Source organism: Devosia yakushimensis (assembly GCF_030159855.1).
GTDB classification, from domain to species: domain Bacteria; phylum Pseudomonadota; class Alphaproteobacteria; order Rhizobiales; family Devosiaceae; genus Devosia; species Devosia yakushimensis.
In genome coordinates, this window is record NZ_BSNG01000003.1 from 300,745 (window position 1) to 320,477 (window position 19,733).

A 19,733-nucleotide genomic window follows, 5' to 3' on the forward strand; every position below is an offset into this window, starting at 1 on the left:
CTCTTCCTTACAAAGTTGAGCCGCATTTCCATATTACCGCGGCAATTCGCTATTGCAGAGCCTGCAATACGGCACGATCGCCCGGACCAATCATGCGCATATTGCTCGTCGAAGACGAAACCGACATGGCCCGCGCGCTGATCGCGGCGCTCAACCGGCAGGGTATCGTAGTCGATCACGCCACCACGCTCGATATCGCCAACGAGGCCGCCCGCAACGATGTCTATGACGTGGCCCTGCTCGACCGCAAATTGCCCGATGGCGATGGGCTTTCCCTGATCCCCATCCTGCGTGGCGTACAGCCCGGCCTGCCCATCATCGTGCTGTCTGCGCTCAATTCGACCGACCATCGCGTGGCCGGCCTCGATATCGGAGCCGACGACTATCTCTCCAAGCCCTTTTCCACCGATGAGCTATTGGCCCGCATTCGCGCCATTCTGCGCCGGCCGGCCCGGATCGGGGAGGCTTCCATCACCGTGGGCAAGCTCAGATTTGATCTCAACGGGCGCTTTGCCGAGGCCGCCGGCATCCGGCTCGATCTGACGCGACGGGAAATCCTTGCGCTCGAAATGCTGATGCGCCGGGCCGGCCGCACCGTGTCGCGCCATGCGCTGGAAGAAGCGGTCTATGGCTTCGATGACGAAATCGCCTCCAACGCGCTCGACGCCCATATTTCCCGGCTGCGCGGCAAGCTGGCTGGCGCCGCCGTCCAGATCCACGCCATTCGGGGGCTTGGCTACGTCATCCAGGCGTCCTCATGAGCCCCACTGCGCGACGATCCCTGCGCGGGGTGCTGACCCGCAACATGATCGTCATGCAGGCCATCGTGGTTCTCGCTTTCGTCCTGGCTGCATCCATCCCCATCGTAAACCTGATGTCCGGCGAGCAACGCCTCGATGGCTCGGTCGTCGAAGTCATCGCCGCTGCGATCCATCGCGGGCCCGATGGCGCATTGACGGTGACCGAAACCGGCGATCTCAGCGAACTCTACGCGGGCTATCCCAACTTCTGGTTTTTCGCCACCGACGGCCAGGGACATCGCGTGAGTGGGGGCATTGTGCCGATAGAATCCAGTGCGCTTGCCGATAACCTCTCGCGCATCGATTCCGCCAATGTTGCCGATGTGGGCTCACCGGAAACGCCGGTGGCAATCATCCGCCAGCATGGCAGTGCCGCCGGCAGGCTCTGGATCATTACCGGCGGCGGCCCGCCCTATTATACGGTCGCCATTCTCTTCAATGCCATTTTGAGCCCGGTTTTCGGGATCTTCATCCTGCTTTTGAGTTCGGCTTCGCTGCTGGTCATTCCGCACTTCGTCAAGCGGCAGCTCAAGGGGCTGGACGATCTGTCCGCCGAGGCGGACGAGATCGACGTCAAGCAGCGCGGCACGCGTCTGTCGCCCGATCAGGTGCCCAGCGAATTGCAGCCGCTGCTGCGCGCGGTCAACGCGGCCTTCCAGCGGCTCGATGACGGCATAGACCGCCAGCATCGCTTCATGGCCGATGCCGCCCATGAGCTGCGCACGCCCATCGCCATCCTGCAGGTCAATCTGGAAATGCTGCCCGAAACCGCCGACAAGCAGCGGCTCCTCGTCAACGTGGCCAGGCTCAGCAGCATGACCGATCAATTGCTCGACCTGCAGCGCATGGGCCTGACATCGGCTCCCTTCCAGCGCCTCGATCTGGTGGAATTGGCGGCCACGGTCACCGCCGATGTAGCCCCCCTGGCGACAGCCGCCGGCGACGAAATCTGCTTCCAGACCGGGGCCGACGCCGTCCATGTCATGGGCGATCGCGACGCTCTGTCCCGCGCCCTCGCCAATCTCATCCAGAACGCCATCATGCATGGCGGCGATAAGGCCAGGATCAGGGTCGAAGTTTGCCCCGATGGGCGCTTGCAAGTCGCCGATTCCGGCCCCGGCATCGATCAGGCCGATCGCGAGGAAATCTTCGAGCCCTTCCACCGCGTGGTGCCCCGCCAGCATGGCGCGGGCCTGGGTCTGAGCATCGTTACCGATATCGTGCGCCACCATCATGGCACCCTGACCCTTGCCGATGCCCCCGAAGGCGGAGCGCTGTTCGAAATATCGCTCCCGCTGGCTCCGTAGCGCCGAAAAAGGAAAAGCCCAGCGAACTCACTGAGTTCACTGGGCTTTTTTGGTTGCGGGAGCAGGATTTGAACCTGCGACCTTCAGGTTATGAGTTTGTTCGAGAAGCTTTGGCCTCGATATCCGGCAGCGCGAAGGGGTACGCTAGAGCACACTAACAATATGTTTTTGTTGACCTATTCTTCTGGCCTGCCTACCATTTTATGCGAGCAGGGACGCGGCGATGCGCTCCCTATTGATTCCGATTTGATTCCGGAACTCCGGTGGTAGGGAGCACCCATGACCAAAATCACGAAACGTTCCGTCGATGCTGCTTTGCCTGCCGCAAAAGAGTTCTTCCTCTGGGATAGCGAATTGAAAGGCTTCGGCCTCCGCATTTATCCGTCAGGACGAAAGATGTATCTAGCCCAGTTTCGCGCCAGCGGGCGCCTACGCCGGGTCAACATCGGGCTGCACGGCGCAGTCACGCCAGAGATCGCTCGCACCGAAGCAATGAGGCATCTCTCACAAGCGCGACTGGGTGCAGATCCCGCAGGCGAGCGTGATCGGCGCAAAGCGAGTCCTACCATGAAGGAGTTCGGACAGCGCTTTCTTGATGAGCATGTCGCTTCGCACTGCAAACCCTCAACCCACGCTGAGTACAAGCGGTCGGTCGAGATCTTCATCAATCCGAAGCTCGGGTCTCATCGCGTCATCGACATCACTCGCGCCGATGTCGTCGAATTGCATCACTCCATGAAGGCAACCCCCTATCAGGCCAATCGAACCTTGGGTGTCCTCTCGGTCATGTTCACGGTTGCCCATACTTGGGGCGTTCGCGCTGATGGCGTGAACCCCTGCTGGAAAATCAAGCGATACAAGGAAGTGAAGCGTGAACGATACCTCACCCCTGGCGAACTTGCTCGGCTCGGACAGGTATTGCGGGAGGCAGATGGGGAGCGCGAGGCCGCAAGCTGTATCCAACTTCTTCTGCTGACAGGATGTCGCCTCGGCGAGATTCAGACCCTCAAGTGGGACTACGTCGACCTCGAAGCTGGCCTCCTTCGTCTTCCTGACTCCAAGAGTGGCGCAAAGCTGGTTGCCATCGGCCAGGCAGTAATCGAGGTGTTCAAGACCATCCCGAAGGTCAAGAATAATCCGTATGTCATCACTGGCACTGTTGAGGGCCAGCACCTGACCGACATGCAGAAGCCCTGGCGCCGATTGCGCAAACGCGCTGGAATGAACGAACTTCGTATCCACGATCTCCGGCACTCCTTCGCGTCAGATGCCCTGCAACTCGGTGAGGACCTGACTATGATTGGGAGACTATTGGGGCACACGCAGATCCAGACCACTGCGCGATACGCGCACCTCAAGACAGATCCGATAAGAGCGGCGGCCAATAAGGTAGCGGACGCTATCGCGCTAGCCCTAACACTCCCCGCCAACGCGAAGAACGAGGCGGACCTGGATACGGCGGCCTGAAGCCACCCCCTTCCCCAAATTGGACTCTGACGTCTGAAAGGGGGTGGTAAACAGACTGTCCGCTTTCAGCGCCACGACAGTAAACTGCAGCCACCCGGGAGACAATGGCCGGCACGTGATCGCAGATTCCCAACTTTCAGAACGAATTTTAATTCTTGGCGACGGCATCTTCACAGTTCAATGCCTTGCCGGCCTGTATCAGGTCGGAATGACGTCGACCTGGAACATGCCGGAAACGAGCTTTCCACCGAGCCGGTGCGAAACGGCGAGTGGCTCCACTCGTCATAGCTGACAAGGTGCTTCGGGTTCAGCGCCGACTTGAGGTTGGACTTTGCCAGGTGTCGACAACAGCGGTGCGCAGGTCGCCACTGGTAAAGTCGAAGCACGGTTCTCGTTTTTCTTTCTCGACGAGGTTGGGAGAGGTCGATGAGGACTCGCGGGATACAAAGCGAGTCTAAGCTCTAGACTTTCCGTTGAGGCGACCTGATAGAGCCGACATCAATCCTGGTTGCTGCAACCGATCGAACGCGACGCGCCATTGTCGTTTCCGGGTACCGGTAGCGTCCTTCTCATCCGGCGGAGCCTTCGGGTTTGCCCATGCGCCCCTCACCTGGCTTTGCATACACACCTCCCGCGTTCAATGAACACGCCCGATGCGCTGAAGAAACGCTTTGGAGTCATTTTCCGGCTCCACCCAACAGTCCGCGAACGAAGGATTTCTGGAATAGCAGGTAGGCCGCCATTACCGGAATGATCGACACAACCGTCGAAGCCATGAGTGGTCCGTATTCAACTTGCAGGCTACTGGCAAAACCTGAAATCGCAACGGTGGCTGGACGTGCAATGTCACTCGTGGTCAGCGTAATTGCGAAAAGCAGATCGTTCCAGATTGCCCGGCTTTGAATGATGGCCAGCGCAGCAAGGCCCGAAGCCGATGCAGGCAACAGCAACTTCCAAAAGTAGAGATTAGGACTGCAGCCATCGATGAGGGCGGCCTCGTACATTGAGCGGGGTACCGAGGCAAAGAAATTACGCATGAAGAAGGTGCAGAACGGCACCGCATAGGCAGTGTGGACGAGCCACATGCCCGGAATGGTGTCGTAGAGACCGATCTTCTGAATCAGGAAAAACAGCGGGATTTGCACGATCTGAAAAGGGACCAGCATGCCGGTCAGAAGGATGAAGTACACCACCTTTCCGCTGGACCCTCGCATGTAGGCCAGCGGATATCCAGCGATCGCACCGATCAGAAGGGACAGCACGACGGCGGGCACCGTGATCAGGATCGAATTGAGGAAGGTTCGACCGGCGCGCTGGAACGCTATCGCATAATTTTCCCAATAGAGCTGGCTCGGGATGGAAAGGACCCGTGTGATTTCCGACGGCGTTTTGAACGAGGTCAGGAATGCAATGAGAAGCGGCGCCATGAAGATGACGGCCATGCCAATCAGCACGGTTCGCGTGAGGATCGTCTGGCGTTGTTCGATGGATGAGGAGCTCATTATTCTGCCTCGCTGTCCTGAACACGCCGGGACATGTAGACGATGTAGGGCATGATGATGATGCCGGCGATGATGAAGAGATAGACCGCGACGGCCGATGCACGGCCCATGTCAAAACGTCCGAATGCCAAATCGTACATTTGCGTCGCCAGCACTTCTGACGAGTATGCAGGTCCGCCTTTGGTCATGGACCAGACGACGTCGAACAGGCGCATGGCGTCGATCGCAGCCATGCCGAGCACAATGATCGTCGATGGCCAGAGCAGCGGGAAACTGACTTTCCAAAACACCTGCCAAGGTGTCGCCCCCTCAATGCGTGCCGCCTCGACGCATTCGGTGGGAATATTCCTGAGGCCAGCAAAAAATACGAGAAACGCAAAGCCCGTTGTCCACCATGCGACAGCGCCCATCAGCGAGAAGTTCACGACCGATGGATCGCCGAGCCAGTTTTGAGCGAAGCTCCCCAATCCCAGCAGGTTCATAACCGTCGTGACCAGGCCGTTGTCGGGTTCGTACATCCAGCGCCAGATGGCGGCGACGGCTACGGCGGGAATGGTGAACGGCAGAAAGAAAATGATGCGGAATGCTTTCTCGCCGCGGATGCCGCGATCGAGGATAGCCGCCAAGAGCAGACCGATGCCGGTGGGCACGATCAGCATGAACACAACCCACAGGATGTTGTTGAACACCGCATGAAGAAAGCGCGGCTGGCCCGCCAGCACTGTGTAATTGGTTATGCCGATGAAGCGCATGCGAGGCGAGAAGCCATCCCAGTCGTGCAGCGACAGGCTAATGCTGGAAATGACCGGATAAATGTAGAAAGTGACGAACAGAATCGCCGGCAACGCCAGGAAGGCAATGTGGGTCCAGTCCGTTCGTGTCAGGCGGCTTTTTGGTTGGGCCATCGGATTGCTATCGTCTCGCTTGAGGCGGAATAAGAGGGGCGACGCCCGAAAGCGCCGCCCCTCCGGGAGGATCAGTTCACCACTTGATGAAAGCGTTCTCGGCCAGAGCTTCCTGGCGGAAACCTTCCAGCGTCGAGATCATCTCGGACTTGACGGCGTCAGACGGATCGATGGCAAAGCGCTCGATCTGAACGCCGAATTCGGTGCCAAGATCAGTGGGGAGAAGGAAGAAGAGGTTCGGCAGCACCGCATTGTTGGCCGAGGCCTCGGAGAACTGGCGCGTGAAGGTCGCTCCGGCGTATCCGTAAACGGCCGGATCAACGTTGATGTTGGGCGCCAGCGAGCCCTTCAAGGTTGCAAAAGCGGCCTGACCTTCGGGGGTGGTCGCCGCCTTGATGAATTCGTCAGCGGCGGCAACGCCAGGACCTTCAGGAACGGCAAGAACGTCCATCTGGAAGATCGACTTACCGACGGTACCGGGGGCCTGGAACATGTCGAAGCCTTCCCCGGCCTTGAACCCAGCTCCTTCCATGTAGCCGGCGGCCCAGATACCCATCATGAACATGCCGGTATTGCCGTTGACGAGGTCGTCAGCTGTCTGCGTCCAGGTCTTGCCGCTCCAGTTCTTGGCGTAGCAGGAGACCATGCTGTCGCGGTAGAGATCGAGAGCCTCGCTGAACTCAGGGCTGTCGAAGCCGAGTTCGCCGCTGGCCATCTTGTAATATCCGTCTTCGCCGAGCACCGAAACCAAGGCTGCGTAGAAGTTGTAGAGGCTCCAGAAAGTGCCACCGGCATTGCCGAGCGGTTCATAGCCAGCTGTGCGCAGTGCGTCACAAGCGGCGGTAAAGCTCGCCCAGTCTGTCGGGACTTCGATGCCGGCCTTTTCGAATGCTTCCTTGTTGTAAAAAACGTTGTTGATCAGCGAGAGATCGAACGGCACGCCGAAGGGCACGCCCTCCACCTTGACCACGCGCTGCACGCCTTCCGGGAAAATCTTGTCGCCATCGATGGCTGCCCAAACATCGGTCAGTGGGTGGAGCTGGCCACCGTCTGCAAAGGTCTTGAGCTCGAATGCCATCGAGCTCTGATAAAGCGCTGGTGGTCGGCCGCCAAGGAAAGCAGTCTGCAGCTGGCGGCGCAGTTCAACCACATTGCCCGGAATCACGACGCCGGAGAACTCATATTGGTCGGTGGCGGAATTAGCCGCATCAATCAATGCATTCATGCCGGCGAGCTCGGAACCGGCGGCATAATAGTGCCAAATCTCGTTATTTTCCTGGGCCTGGACAGCGGTCGTCGCAAGCATCGCGAGGCCGAGGGCGGCCAACCAGTTTGATTTTTTCATGTTCCCTACCTTCTGCGGCCATAAGGCCTTCCCTACCGCGTGAATAATCTTCACACCAGAAAAAATCTGAGACATGGGCCGAAAAAAGTCAACAGGTTAGGCAGTCACACTCGGGTGCAATATTTTTATGCACGCACAAACTGCCGAGAATACTAGGTTTTTTTCCTTTTTTGTTCGATCTTCCAATTTCGGCCTGGCGCACCGTATTGACCGAGCTAGAATCCTCTGGTTATTTTTCTTTGTGCCAGAATAAAAAGGGGTCGGGAGTGGATCGGCTGTTTCTGCGGCGCTACCACGCCAGTGCAATTTTTCATCGGATCCGCCTGGAACCGGGCATCTCCCAGCGCGAGATCATCGAGCGCACGAAGTTCGACAAATCCGCTGTCTCCTCGATCGTAAACAGCTTCGCTGAGCGTGGCCTTGTGGAGCGCCACGTCAAAGCTGGCGAACGGGGCCGAGGCAGGCCTTCGGAAGGCCTGATCATTTCTCCGAATTCCGGCATGTTGGTTGGTGTCGAGGTGGAAGCGACCGAGATCATCTTTGTCGCTTGCGGTCTTGATGGTTCAGTATCGGCTAAGCTGGTGCTTCCCTTCGACGGCGCCGCAGAAGGCGTCGAGAAGTTTATCGCCGATGGCGTCGACCAGGTGGTTGGACAGTCAGGTTCCAAGGCGCGCGTTCTTGGTATCGGCGTTTCCTTGCCCGGCCTTCTAAACTCCGAGGGCCAGCTCATTCACGTGCCGGCACTCGGTTGGCGTGACTTGGACATCTATTCCCGATTGAAAGGCGCATGTGCGGCGCCAGTCTATGTCGGCAACGACGGTAAGGCCGCCGCTATGGCCGAGCAGATGTTCGGCGCGTGTATCGATATGGAGAACTTCATCTACCTGTTCTCCGGATCTGGCGTCGGTGGCGGGCTATTTCTGGATGGCGCGATTTATCAGGGCGCAGGCGGTTTGGCTGGGGAGCTGGGCCATATCAAGATCGTACCGCAAGGTCGGTTCTGCACATGTGGCGCCTCCGGCTGCCTTTCGGCTTATTTGTCGGCACCCTCGCTCATTGAGGAGATTGCCCGCCTTGGTAGCGTCCGCCCTCGCTCTTTCGACGAGATCATGAAGATGGCTGAGGCCGGCAATTCGGTTGTCCTCAATGTCCTCGATCACGCTGGCGACGTCCTGGGTTCGGCGGTCTCGAGCCTGATCAGCATTTTCAATCCACCGGTGGTCCTGCTTGGCGGCGATATCGCCATTGCCGCTCCTTACCTCACAAGTTCTCTTGATCGAGCGCTTCAACGCCTCACCCACCCAGCGATGTTCGCACGCAGCATCGTCAAGTTCGCGGACCCCAACCTTGAGGGGCCCCGCCTAGGCGGCGTGGCACTGGCTTTGGATGGCGTCACCGACATCCAAACCTCCCACGTCCTTCCCTGACCATTTTGTCTCCAGAAAGCATCCTCATGCGTCTCGCAATCGTAGGCCTCTCCATCGAAATCATGTTGTCGTCGCCGGCCATAACCGGCGTTGACGCACTCCAGCTCTACGACGCTCAGCAAATGCGCGACGGAGATCTGTGGATGGTTCGCGGCATGCTCCAACGGATTGGCGAGGAGACCGATATTGAGGCAGTTCCCCTCTATTGGGCGACCGCCTTGCCCGGCGGAATGATGACCGCAGATGCGTATGAAATGGTCAAGCAAAAGACCTTGAAGCTCCTGGCCGAAGCCCAGGACCTCGATGGTGTTCTGATCGTCAACCATGGCGCCCTGGAAGTTGAGGGGCTCGATGCAGACGCGGACTCGGATTTCGTTTCGGCAATTCGTGCGCAGGTTGGCCCAGATCTGCCGATCGGCGTATCGCTCGATCTTCATGGCGATATGACGCCAGAATTGCTCGATGCTGGCACCGTTTTTTCCGTCTTGCGAACTGCCCCCCATCGTGACGACAAATCAACTGGCTATCGCGCCGCCGATCAGCTTATTCGGGTCATCCGGAAGGGTTTGAAGCCCAAGAAGGTCGCAGTCAGCCTGCCAATCCTCATACCCGGCGAAACCGCCGTAACGGCTCTGGCCCCGGCCAATCACCTTTATGGAAGTCTGCCAAAATACGACAGCGTGCCCGGGATGATGGAAGCCAACATCCTCGTCGGCTTTGCCTGGAACGACCGCCCTTGGACAAAGTGCACAGCCTTTGCCGTGAGCGAGGACAGCGTGGAACTGGCCCAGGAGCAAGCAACGAAGCTTGCCCATGCCATCTGGGCTGCCCATGAGGAATTTATCCTCCGCATGGAAACCGCCGAGGTCGATGAAGGGCTAGAGCTCGCGCTCAACAGTCCACAGCGTCCCGTATACGTGTCGGATTCCGGCGACAACACCACCGCCGGCGCTGCCGGCGAACTGACCTATGTGCTCCAATCGGCTCTTCGCCTCGGTGCAAACGAAGACATCATCATCGCCGGCATTACCGCACCGGAAACGGTAGCTCAACTCAACGCAGCCGGTGCCGGCGCTGAAGTCGAAATCGCCCTTGGCGCCGAGCATTGGTCGCGTCCGACCACCGACGAGAAAATGAAGGTCAAGGTTGAGGCCTGCGGTGAATATCTGGATCTGAGTGGCTTCCAGCCTTATCGCTCACGCGAAGCAGCATGGGCGAAGGTTCGGATCGGCAATGTCGTGGCCACCTTCCATGCCCGTCCCATCGGCATTACGACACCCGAGCACTTCCGATCGATGGGCATCGATCCGCTGGCTCACAAGGTTTACGTCGTCAAGTTGGGCTACCTGCACCCGCGCATCGAAGACATTGCGGCCAGGCACATTCTGCTCCTCAGCGACGGCGTGTCCCAGCTCGATCTTTCGCGGCTGACCTGGGAGCGGTTGTCCCGCCCTGCTTGGCCACTCGACAAGAATTTTGACTGGGCGCCCGCAGGCAACACCTACGGCGACGCTTCGTAACTCAGACGATCAGGAGGCCACTATGGCTGTCGTATCCCTCGATAAGGTCGTCAAGGCCTATGATAGTACCCAGATTGTCCACGGCATCGATCTCGAGATCGCCGATGGCGAATTCATCGTGCTCGTTGGCCCCTCTGGCTGCGGCAAATCGACGACTTTGCGGATGGTCGCTGGGCTTGAAACGATCTCCGACGGCGAGGTTCGTATCGATGGCAAGCGGGTCAATGACCTGCAGCCGGGTGAGCGCGACATCGCAATGGTTTTTCAGAACTATGCGCTCTATCCGCATCTGACGGTAGCCGAGAACATCGTCTTCGGGCTCAAGCTCCGGAAAGTCGACAAGGCCGAGATCGCTGAGAGGCTGAAGCGCACCGCGGACATCCTCGGACTCGATCAACTGCTCGCTCGCAAGCCGCGCCAGCTTTCCGGCGGTCAGCGGCAGCGTGTGGCCATGGGACGCGCGCTGATCCGGAATCCATCGGTCTTTCTCTTCGACGAACCGCTGTCGAATCTCGACGCCAAGCTCCGCGTGCAGATGCGCACCGAAATCAAGGCACTTCATGCGAAGGTACCGACGACGACGATTTACGTGACCCACGACCAGGTTGAAGCGATGACGCTCGCAGATCGCGTTGTGGTCATGAACAAGGGCCGGATCGAGCAAATCGCGCCGCCGGAAGAGCTCTATCTACGCCCGGCGACGAAGTTCGTTGCTGGCTTTATCGGCTCCCCCGGGATGAATTTCTTCACCGCCGTCGTTGAAAGCAACCAGGGCAAATTGTCCGTGCGTTTGCCTGATGGTCAGACGCTTGAGGTGCCGACGGAGCGCACACCGCTTTTCAGCCAGCTCGTCGGTAAGCCGGCACTGCTGGGCGTTCGCCCTGAGCATTTCTATCTCGAACCCACTGGAGCGTCGCTTTCCGTCACGGCGCGATTGGTGGAGCCCTTGGGGATGGAAACGCTCGTTCACTTCGATCTGGGCGACGAGGCGGCGGTCGCGCGCCTCTTGCCTCAGTCATCGCTGCGTAGCGGCGCTCGGTTGAACCTAGGCGTCGACATGAACCGGGTGCACCTCCTGGATCCGTCAAACGACAAGGTATTGGGCTGAAATCATGTTGGTGGCCGAGAAGTCATTCTTACGAATGCTCGACCGGATCGCTCCTGATCCGGTTCTCGGCAGCATGGCTATGGGTGTGCCCGCATACGTCTCCAGGCGCATGGAGGTCGAGCCCGATACCGCCGAGGCCATTCGGTCTGGCTTCCACTCCCTTTGCGCCGACGTAGACTTTGTCGCAGCCACCGACGCTGAGCTCGATGGACGACTGGCCGAACACGAGCAGACTCCATGGTTTGAAACGCTAGCGCACTGGGTGGCCGAGGCGATCTACGCTGATCCCGGCAATGGCGGAAATCCGAATGCAATTTCTTGGCGCGAGATCGGATACGAGCATGGCCTTCCGGAAGGCCCAGAGGGCCCTCCGGCTTCCGCTGCTGCGCCCCGTCCAAAACCCGACTTCAGCCAGCACTTCGACGCCATCGTTATTGGGGCCGGTGCAGGTGGCGGCATAGTCGCAAGTGAACTCGCGCTCGGCGGCAAGAGAGTGCTGTTGGTAGAACGCGGACGTTGGCTTGACTATGAACACGGTGGCCACCGGGATCATCTGCGAAATCACCGCTATCCGCTCTATGGACACAATACTGGCCCAGATGCTGACGACGGGCCTCGTGTTCATGTCACGTCCGACGGGACCGAACATCAGGTAGCGACGCATACAGTCGCCTATTCCAGCAATTCGGCCTGTGTGGGTAGCGGCACCCTGGTCTATGGCGGCCAAGCTTGGCGCTTCCACCCCGACGATTTCCGCATGGCGAGCCGCTATGGAATTCCCGAAGCCTCGTCATTGACCGATTGGCCGATCGGCTACGCCGAGCTTGAGCCCTGGTACACTCGTGCTGAGCAGATGCTGGGCGTCGCAGGACCAGAGGGCTCCCTGCCCCATGAACCGGAGCGCAGCGAAGATCTGCCGATGCCGCCTATGCCGCAATATGAAACCGCTCATGTTCTGCAGCAGGCAGCGATGGCACTCGGCATCAGCACGACCCAGCCGCCTCTGTTGCTGAATTCGGTTCCCCATCATGGCCGGGGTGCATGTATCGAGTGCGGCAGTTGTGTGGGATTTCCTTGTCCGACCGATGCGAAGAACGGCACGCAAAACACCATGATCCGGAGGGCTATTGCCAGCGGTCGGCTGATCGTAGCGGCCGAAACAGTTGCCGATCGTATCGAGACGGATCTCGAGGGCCGCGTCACCGGGGTCGCGTTGATTTGGGAAGGAGCAGCCGGCCGCCACTCCGTTAAGGTCACGGCCAATGACGTCGTGCTCTCTGCCGGGGCGATCGAGAGTGCCCGACTCCTTCTGCTGTCCGCTAATGAGAAAGAGCCCGATGGTTTGGGCAACAATGCTGGTCTCGTGGGTCGGAACCTTCAGGGCCACACCTACCCGACAGCCTTCGGTCTGTTCGACGACGAGGTCTATGCCCGAAAAGGGCCCGGCGTCACCATCGCGACCACGGATTTTGCTCATGGCACGCCCGGTATCGTGGGCGGTGCCATGTTGGCGGACGACTTTGTTATGCTCCCCATCATTTTCTGGGATGCCGCACTCCCCGAAGGCATGCCGCGATGGGGTCAAGCACCGCACGACTTCATGCGCGCCAACTTCCGCCGCCTGATCCAGGTGAAGGGCCCGGTGCACGAGATTCCAAATCCCGATTGCAGGGTGGAACTTCATCCGAGCGTCACCGACAAGTGGGGGCGGCCGGTCGCTCGGCTATCCGGCGTTGTGCATCCCGAGACCATTCGCACCGCAGCAGCAATGCTTGAGCGGGCGAAAGAGTGGCTAGCGGCGGCGGGCGCAAAAGCCGTCTGGGGGGATCCACCCAAACCACGGCTCTCCGCATATCAGCATCAAGCTGGCACCTGCCGAATGGGTACTGCACCGACAAACTCGGTCACCGACATCAATGGACGCGTTTGGGGGCACGAAAACCTATTCGTCGCCGACGCTTCGCTCCATCCCACAAACGGGGCCTTCAATCCCGTTCTCACCATCATGGCGCTCGCCTTCCGCTGCGCCGATCACCTTTTACACCGGCTGGAAGACCGGCCAGACCTGGAGAGAAGCTCATGAGCCACCTGCAAAGCGTTTCCATCCCTGATTTCGGCGTACCTCTCGATCGCCCGCAAATCCCCGCTGCGACGCTGGCTGCCCGCTGTGACTTTGCCTATGCCAAGGCAGGAAAGACGTGGCTCTTCGTCTATGCCGATCGGGAGCACAACGCGAACATTCTGCACCTTTCCGGTTTTGACCCACGCTTCGAAGAGGCCGTTCTCTTGCTCGGTCCAAATGGCAAGAGAGTGGTGATCACCGGTAATGAATCCGAGAGCTTCACCGCGATTTCGCCGCTCCCGAACCTCGAGGTCATGCTGAGCCAGTCAATGAGCCTCATGTCCCAGGATCGCACCCGCAAGCCAAGTCTAGAAGCCGTTCTTCGTGACGCCGGCCTTCAGCCAGGCGACACCGTCGGTATCGTAGGCTGGAAATACCTCGAGCCCGAGGAATGGAACGATGAACGTCCGGGCTATCTCGTTCCCCACTACATGATCGTAATTCTCTCCAAGATTATCGGTGGTCTCGACGGTTTGTCTGATGAAACGGCGGTGCTGATGCATCCGGCAACGGGTGCCCGCTCGGTGGTGGATGTCGATCAGATCGCTGCATTCGAATGGGCATCGACCCGCGCTTCGGCTTCTGTCTGGAACGTCTTGTCGAAGGCTCGTCCCGGCCAGCGCGAGATCGAAGCTGCTGGCAATTTCCTTTATGCCGGCGAACCCCTCAGCGCCCATTCCATGTTCGCTTCGGGCGACGCAAAGCATGTCATCCATGGTCTGAACAGCGCTGGCTCCCGCATCCTCAACAAGGGCGATGGCGTCACCACGGCCGTCGGCTATTGGGGTGGCCTCAGCTCGCGCGCCGGCCAGCTTGATGACAATGACGATGCGTTCGTGAAGATCGCCGCCGGTTATTTCGACGCTTTGGTCACCTGGTATGAAACCGCCAATATCGGCGTCACCGGTGGCGACCTGCGCACCGCTGTCGTCGACACCCTGGCGAAGTCGAACCTCAAATCGGCGCTGAACCCAGGACACCTCGTGAGCTATGACGAATGGAGCCACTCTCCGGTTCGTCCAGGTTCCACCGAAAAGCTCGTCTCGGGCATGGTCTTCCAGGTCGACGTCATCCCGACCCCGATGCCGGCCGGCAAGGCGCTGAACTGCGAAGATGCCGTTGCCATCGCCGACGAGGCGCTGCGGGCATCATTGGCCGAGAAGCATCCCGAAACGTGGTCTCGCATCCAGGCCCGCAAGGCCTTCATCCGCGACACCATCGGCGTCACCCTTGGCGATCACCTGCTGCCGCTGTCCAATATCCAGCTCTGCCTGCCGCCACTTTGGCTCAAGAGCGATCACGTCATCGTCCGCAGCTAATTGGCACGCACCCAATCACAGTCCTTCAAAGAGGAACGCAAAATGTCCCTAGGTATCGGCTTGCAGCTTTATTCCGTCCGGAACGCACTGGCGGCCGATCCCTGGGGAACCCTCGAGAAGATTGCCGAGACTGGCTTCAAGAGGATCGAGGCCGCCAATCATAAGGCTAAGACGGATCCAGGCGTTGGCTTCGGAGTTGACGCGCGAGAACTTCGCCAGCGCCTCGATGACCTCGGGCTATCCATGATCGGGTGTCACATCAATCCGCTGGATCTCTCGATTCTGCCCCGTGCTCTGGATTATCAGACGACCCTCGGGAACGCCCAGTTCGGCTGCGACATCGAGTTCTTCCCGCCAAACGATCTCGACCATGTGAAGCGTCGTTGCGACGTTTTCAACCAGGTGGGCCAACTGGCCCACGAGCGCGGCATGCGGTTCTATTATCACAACCACTTCCAGGAATTTCAGCGCATCGATGGCGACTTCGTCTATTCGCACATCATCGAAAATACAGATCCGAGTTTGGTCTATTTCGAGATCGATACCTACTGGATGTACCGCGCTGGCCAAGATCCTGTTCGTTGGATGCAGCAGCTTGGCGAGCGGGTAGTGCTCCTCCATCAAAAGGACTTTCCGGCCGAAACCGCGCAGCCGTTGAACCTTTATGACGGCGTCTTCTCACCAACCGAGGAGATCACAATGCGAGAATTCGAGGATCGCAAAGATCCGCTCTGCTTTACCGAGATCGGCACCGGAATTCTTCCGATCCAGGAGATCATCGATACCGGCACAAGGCTTCCCAATGCCGAGTACATCATTCTTGAACAGGACCACACCCAACTTCCCGAGCTCGAGTCGGTTCGATTGAGCCTTGAGAGGTTCAAGTCAAAGTTTAGCAACCTTGCACCTTGAGATGCGCCGAAGTGGGAATAGGACTCCGAAGCCCGCTCTTGCAGCGGATCAACCGACCGCGGCCAACCGGGTTTCCGCCCAGAATGCGCAATATGTCCCGATGTTTTTTGGCTAGCTGCCATAGCCAGACTATCGCCAAACCAGCCGAGCATAATGTCCGCTTCTGGCAGAGCGCTACAGTCCACCTAATGACTGGAATGGGGTCGGCATCTGACCGGCTGCTGTGGACGCAAGGATACCGGCAGCGACGGGGTGGAGAGTGGACTGGCGGGTTTTAGGCACTTGTTCCGAAGAAGCTGACCTTCGTTCGCTCGGCCGGTGAGGTAGACTGAGCCGTCGGACCGTCGCCTGCGACAGTGTCGCACAGACAAAGTGGGCGCCCCTGCAAACAGGGGCGCCCGAAGCTTACTTGGCCTTGCCGTAGAGCTTGGCGAAGTCGGGACCTGCAGGATCCATTTCGACGGCACCCTGCCAGGACGGATGCTCGTTCCACGGACGGGCCATGCGCTCGGTCAGCTCGTTAACGCGGTGCATGAACGGCACGGCCTCGTTCTTGAGCTTGGCTTCCATAGCGCCCATGTCCGGGAACTGATCGAAAGCCTGCGCCCAGATAGCACGACCGGCCAGATAGCCGCTGGCGCCTGCGCGGTAAGCGTAGACCAGCTTCTTGAGGAAGTCTTCGGGGCCAGCGCCGGCGCTCAACAGCACCCATGGGCGCTTGAGATTGCTGGCCATCTGGTCGAAGATCTTCTGCACGCCGGCCGCTTCCGGACCATCCGGATCGGGAACGTTGTGCACGTGGATCGGTGCTTCGAGCTTGTAGACGTCAACACCATCGGGGTTCATCACGTCGGGGTCCGACAGGGCTTCCAGAACCATCTTAGTGCGGTTCTGCACGACGACGTTCGGGGCTTCCTGCGGGAAGGGGTAGATCAAAAATTCGAGCAGGAAGACGATGTCATTGGCCTTGCAGGCATCCTTGACCGACTGAAGATATGCGAGCTGGTGCGCGCGCACTTCCGGGTCGATATCGGAACGGAACCAGAGGTTCACCTTGACGGCGTCGGCGCCGATCTTGCGGATTTCGCCGGCATCCCATTGCGGGATATTGGAGGACTTGCGGCCCCCCTCGGTGACAACCCAGGTCGCCCATTCGGTGGCGAGGATCAGGCCGGTGCGCGGCGGGATGGAGTGGACGGCGCTGGCATAGCCAAACGGGGGGTCAACAAGAACGGCAGAAGTATGGGGCGCCAGATATTCGGCAAGCATGCCCTTGACGGCCGAGATATCGGAGAATGCGGCAACATCTACGCCGCGCTTCTGCTTGATCGGGTTGACGATGGGGCCGGTCTGGTCCATCGCCAGCATCTTAAACCGGCCATTGTCGTCTGACAGGCGACGCAGGCCCCAAAGCTTACCGGGCGAAATTTTCATCATTGTGCTCCGTTTAGAAAGAGATCGAGTTCAGAGCGATCGGCAATGCTTTCCCAGCCGCTGCCTCTCGCGCATTTGAGTGCGGCCGCCGCGCTGGCGAAACGCCCGGCCCGTTCGACGCTGTGGCCTTCGGCCACCGCGACCGTGTAGGCGCCGTGGAAGACGTCGCCGGCGCCGTTGGTATCGAGCGCCTTGATCGCAAAGGCCGGCATGTGCCGAACCGTGTCTGCATCGAGCCAGTAGAAGCCGCCTTCTCCGGCCGTCACCGAGACATGCCCTTTGGCACGCCGGGCGATGGCCTTGAGTCCAAGCGCGTGTTCGCCATGCCCCGTTAGCTGCGCCAGGCATCGCTCGGAAAAGACGACATGATCGGCCAGTGGCAGAAGGCGCTGCACCGCTTCGAGGTCGTTGATGTCGGCATCGAGCACCGACTTTGCGCCGCGATCCGCTGCGGCCGCGAAAATGGCCGAAGCGCCTTGCCACCAGCTATAGTCGGCCATGACCGCTGCAACGCCATCAAGCCGGGAAAAATCCAGCCAGCTTGCATCATCGCTCCAGCCCTCACCCATGAAGCCAAAGCCCATGCGCTCGCCGCTCCGCTCGACAATGATGGTACCTTGCGGGCTCCGGCCATTTTCGAACTGATGGACCTGGTCTGTCTGGACGCCGGCCTCGTCGAGGCGACGGATGATCTCGTTGCCAGCGGCGTCGGAGCCAATGCGACTGTAACAGACGGTCTCCGCGCCAAGGCGCGCGCAGGCTACGGCTGCGGTCGCCGCGATACCGCCACCCGTCTCATATTGACCGGTGACACGCATCTTGCTCGGCTCGGTCGGCAGGTTGGGCACGTAGAGGATGCGATCGAGAAAGGCATTGCCCAATGTCGCAACTTTAATTCGGGCAACCATGAAGGCATCCTTGAGATAGGGGTGGGCGGCCGATGAGAGGATCGGCCACCCTGGGAGGAGATCAGAACCAGTAGTTGTGGAGGTCTTCGTTGACCGTGCCGATCCATTCCTGCTGGGCAGCCTGCAGCTCGCCGGAATTCCACAGCAGCATGATCTCGGTATTCACCCACTGCAGCAGATCGGTCTCGCCCTTACGGATACCGACGCCCATGGGAGAGGTGCGCATCGGGAACTGCGGCTTGAACTGATCGGTTTCCTTGGTGATGGTGAAGGCAGCGGCCGTACCAGAAACCAGGCCATCGACCTGCCCGGAGAACAGCGCCTGGTTGCCGGTCGCTGCGTCCTCGAAGCGCATGATGTTGGTGCCCGGAAGGGCGTTTTCGGTCAGCAGCGTGTCGTTGGTCGAACCGCGCGTCACTCCGATATTCTTGCCCACCAGGTCTTCGTAGGATGAGAAATTAGTGCTGGACGGTGCGATGACAGTCTGCGTATCGACGTAAATCGGCACCGAATACCAGACTGTTTTGGCGCGCTCGGCCGTAACGCCGAAGGACGAGATCAGCACATCGCAATTGCCACCGTTGAGGCTCGGAATGCGGGCCTGCGAAGCCACGTCGACCAGCTCGAGTTCCACCGCCAAGTCGCGTGCCAGAAGGTTGGCCACCGCAATGTCGAAGCCGGCGGGCTTGAGGTCGGCATCGGTAATGCCATAGGGCGGCGTCGAGAACGAGGTGCAAACGCTGAGCTTGCCCTTAGCTATGATCGCATCGAGGGACGAAGCCTCGCCCTGCGCCATCGCGGGGTAAACAGAGACAAGAGCAAACGTGACGCCGGCAGCGGCGAAAGCGGTCGAGAGATGTTTCATGGTTTCCTCCAATCAGTCGCTGGTCTAGTGTGCTTTGACTTGACGACTGCAACTGTGATTTTAGGTAATCACCGTCCGCCCAATCACGCCATCGGTTTGATTGCGATGACTGCTAGGCTGTCCCACTTAGTGAGATTTTACCATTCCACCGACCTTGAAGCGCCGTTCGAGATGACGGCTCAGCATGGTCAGGGGAAAATTGATGGCGAAATAGAAGGCAGCCGCAGTCAGGAAGACGGGTAGCGGTTTAAAGGTCGCATTGCTGACGATCTGGGCAGCGCGCGTGAGCTCGGCAATGCCGATGATAGACACCACGCTGGTGCCCTTCACCAGTTGCACCAGGAAACCTATGCTGGGTGGGATTGCGATCCGCATTGCTTGTGGGACGATGATGCTTCCCATCGTGGTACGCCAGCTCAAGCCAAGCGCATGCGCGCTTTCCCACTGCCCCTTCGGTACAGCGGCAAGCGAACTGCGCCAGATCTCACCCAGGAACGCGCTGGTGAAAATGGCAAAGGCGAAGGTCATCGACCACGTCTGGTCTAGGTTGAGCCCCATCATCGGCAGACCGTAATAGGCCATGAACAGGGTCACGATGATCGGCGTGCCTTGGATGATGAAGACAAAGAGTTCTGCCAGCCAGCGGATCGGCCTAATGGGCGAGATCAGCATAGCTGTGATGATGGCGCTGCCAACGGCGCCGCCGGCTAGGGCGATCCCCACCAATTGCAGCGTAACCAGCGTGGATTGCGCCAGGAACAGGACGTGGTTGAACGTGAACTGCTGGAACAT

16 protein-coding genes are annotated in these 19,733 nt (G+C 59.3%); 9 read left to right on the forward strand and 7 right to left on the reverse strand.

Annotated features, from left to right (window positions below; all coding sequences use genetic code 11):
* The first annotated feature begins 92 nt into the window (after positions 1-92).
* The 3 genes from QQL79_RS19920 (at position 93) to QQL79_RS19930 (ending at position 3,574) form a co-directional block, all read left to right on the forward strand.
* A complete protein-coding gene (locus QQL79_RS19920) occupies positions 93-761 on the forward strand; it encodes a response regulator transcription factor (RefSeq protein ID WP_284393838.1) in 669 nt (222 codons plus the stop codon).
* Positions 758-2,107: a sensor histidine kinase gene (locus QQL79_RS19925; protein ID WP_284393839.1), complete on the forward strand. Its 1,350-nt coding sequence runs from the start codon at positions 758-760 to the stop codon at positions 2,105-2,107. Before QQL79_RS19920 ends, QQL79_RS19925 begins: the two co-directional genes overlap by 4 nt.
* 279 nt (positions 2,108-2,386) lie before the next feature.
* Positions 2,387-3,574 (forward strand): tyrosine-type recombinase/integrase, encoded by a 1,188-nt coding sequence (locus tag QQL79_RS19930; protein WP_284393840.1) that lies wholly within the window; start codon positions 2,387-2,389, stop codon positions 3,572-3,574.
* A 677-nt stretch (positions 3,575-4,251) separates the two neighbouring features.
* Here the strand turns inward: QQL79_RS19930 and QQL79_RS19940 are convergent.
* From QQL79_RS19940 to QQL79_RS19950, 3 genes are all read right to left on the reverse strand, one after another.
* Positions 4,252-5,076, reverse strand: a complete 825-nt coding sequence (locus QQL79_RS19940; RefSeq protein ID WP_284393841.1) for a carbohydrate ABC transporter permease — start codon at positions 5,074-5,076, stop codon at positions 4,252-4,254.
* The gene (locus tag QQL79_RS19945; protein ID WP_284393842.1) at positions 5,076-5,981 is read right to left on the reverse strand and encodes a carbohydrate ABC transporter permease; all 906 of its coding nucleotides are present in this window, start codon (positions 5,979-5,981) and stop codon (positions 5,076-5,078) included. The genes QQL79_RS19940 and QQL79_RS19945 overlap by 1 nt, the downstream gene beginning before the upstream one ends.
* 76 nt (positions 5,982-6,057) lie before the next feature.
* Positions 6,058-7,326 carry an ABC transporter substrate-binding protein gene (locus QQL79_RS19950; protein WP_284393843.1) on the reverse strand — a complete coding sequence of 423 codons (1,269 nt, stop codon included), beginning with the start codon at positions 7,324-7,326 and terminating at the stop codon, positions 6,058-6,060.
* A gap of 206 nt (positions 7,327-7,532) precedes the next feature.
* On the opposite strand from QQL79_RS19950, the gene QQL79_RS19955 reads away from it, so the two are divergent.
* From QQL79_RS19955 to QQL79_RS19980, 6 genes are read left to right on the forward strand one after another with little or no spacing between them, the layout of a single operon-like run.
* The gene (locus tag QQL79_RS19955; RefSeq protein ID WP_284393844.1) at positions 7,533-8,753 is read left to right on the forward strand and encodes an ROK family transcriptional regulator; all 1,221 of its coding nucleotides are present in this window, start codon (positions 7,533-7,535) and stop codon (positions 8,751-8,753) included.
* A 26-nt stretch (positions 8,754-8,779) separates the two neighbouring features.
* Positions 8,780-10,273, forward strand: coding sequence for a M81 family metallopeptidase (locus tag QQL79_RS19960; RefSeq protein ID WP_284393845.1), 1,494 nt, complete (start codon positions 8,780-8,782; stop codon positions 10,271-10,273).
* A 22-nt stretch (positions 10,274-10,295) separates the two neighbouring features.
* Complete coding sequence (locus tag QQL79_RS19965) at positions 10,296-11,381, forward strand: ABC transporter ATP-binding protein (RefSeq protein WP_284393846.1); 1,086 nt, start codon at positions 10,296-10,298, stop codon at positions 11,379-11,381.
* A gap of 34 nt (positions 11,382-11,415) precedes the next feature.
* A complete protein-coding gene (locus QQL79_RS19970) occupies positions 11,416-13,464 on the forward strand; it encodes a GMC oxidoreductase (RefSeq protein ID WP_284393847.1) in 2,049 nt (682 codons plus the stop codon).
* Positions 13,461-14,822: a M24 family metallopeptidase gene (locus QQL79_RS19975; RefSeq protein WP_284393848.1), complete on the forward strand. Its 1,362-nt coding sequence runs from the start codon at positions 13,461-13,463 to the stop codon at positions 14,820-14,822. Before QQL79_RS19970 ends, QQL79_RS19975 begins: the two co-directional genes overlap by 4 nt.
* Before the next feature lie 42 nt (positions 14,823-14,864).
* Positions 14,865-15,734 (forward strand): sugar phosphate isomerase/epimerase family protein, encoded by an 870-nt coding sequence (locus QQL79_RS19980; RefSeq protein ID WP_284393849.1) that lies wholly within the window; start codon positions 14,865-14,867, stop codon positions 15,732-15,734.
* Positions 15,735-16,139: 405 nt separating this feature from the next.
* Here the strand turns inward: QQL79_RS19980 and QQL79_RS19985 are convergent, their stop codons facing one another.
* The 4 genes from QQL79_RS19985 to QQL79_RS20000 form a co-directional block, all read right to left on the reverse strand.
* Positions 16,140-17,168, reverse strand: a complete 1,029-nt coding sequence (locus tag QQL79_RS19985; protein ID WP_284393850.1) for a tagatose 1,6-diphosphate aldolase — start codon at positions 17,166-17,168, stop codon at positions 16,140-16,142.
* Positions 17,168-18,076 carry a PfkB family carbohydrate kinase gene (locus QQL79_RS19990; protein WP_284393851.1) on the reverse strand — a complete coding sequence of 303 codons (909 nt, stop codon included), beginning with the start codon at positions 18,074-18,076 and terminating at the stop codon, positions 17,168-17,170. Before QQL79_RS19990 ends, QQL79_RS19985 begins: the two co-directional genes overlap by 1 nt.
* 61 nt (positions 18,077-18,137) lie before the next feature.
* Positions 18,138-18,941, reverse strand: coding sequence for a transporter substrate-binding domain-containing protein (locus tag QQL79_RS19995; protein WP_284393852.1), 804 nt, complete (start codon positions 18,939-18,941; stop codon positions 18,138-18,140).
* Between the two features lie 126 nt (positions 18,942-19,067).
* Positions 19,068-19,733 (reverse strand): amino acid ABC transporter permease, encoded by a 666-nt coding sequence (locus QQL79_RS20000; RefSeq protein WP_284393853.1) that lies wholly within the window; start codon positions 19,731-19,733, stop codon positions 19,068-19,070.